This is a genomic window from Vibrio sp. 10N.222.55.C6 (assembly GCF_041473395.1).
In the GTDB taxonomy this organism is placed as follows: domain Bacteria; phylum Pseudomonadota; class Gammaproteobacteria; order Enterobacterales; family Vibrionaceae; genus Vibrio; species Vibrio crassostreae_C.
The window spans coordinates 1-671 of sequence record NZ_JBFRSD010000309.1; the positions used below are offsets into that span (position 1 = coordinate 1).

Annotated in this window: 1 protein-coding gene; it reads right to left on the reverse strand. The window is 42.8% G+C overall.

What is annotated here, in order from left to right; translation table 11 throughout:
• The coding region (locus AB4486_RS23825; protein ID WP_372119059.1) for a radical SAM protein at positions 1–623 on the reverse strand (623 nt) is incomplete at its 3' end.
• Positions 624–671 lie beyond the last annotated feature (48 nt).

Consider the following 671-nt stretch of genomic DNA (forward strand, 5'->3'; position numbering starts at 1 on the left):
GCAAGCGACAGAATGCGTATTTCATCTGGGTTGATTTGGTTAAGTAAGGCCGCCGTTTCTTCAACATGCTGCACCGAATATTCTTTACCACCCAAGCCAAGGATAATGAAGGTCATCATCTTCATACCCGCTTGCTTCGCGTATTCGGTCGATTTCAAAATAGATTTCGGAGTAATGCCTTTTTTCATCAATTTGAGAACATCAATAGAACCCGATTCCATACCGCAATAAAGCATGTTGAGCCCTGCATCACAGATGGCTTTCATCTCTTCAGGCGACTTCTTAGTCATGCTTTGCGCTCGTCCATAAGAGCTGATCTGCTTTAACTCTGGGAAGGCTTGTTTGAGTGTATTCAACACATCCAGCAAGTCTTCGGTATCCATAGTGAATGAATCACCGTCTTGCAGAAAACAGGTCTCAAATTTACGGTTCTTATAGAATGCTTTCGCAGCCCAAATGTCTTTCTTAATCTCTTCAACGGGACGAATTGCAAACTCCATCCCCTCAAACAGCGTACAGAATTTACATTTGTTCCAAGGACAACCTTGGGTGGTGCGAATCAATAAGCTATCCGCTTCTGAAGGTGGGCGAATATGCCCTTGTTGGAACTGATACTGTGTCATTTGAATGCCCAATAATTAACTATTCGCATAGACTACTAGAAGTTCATT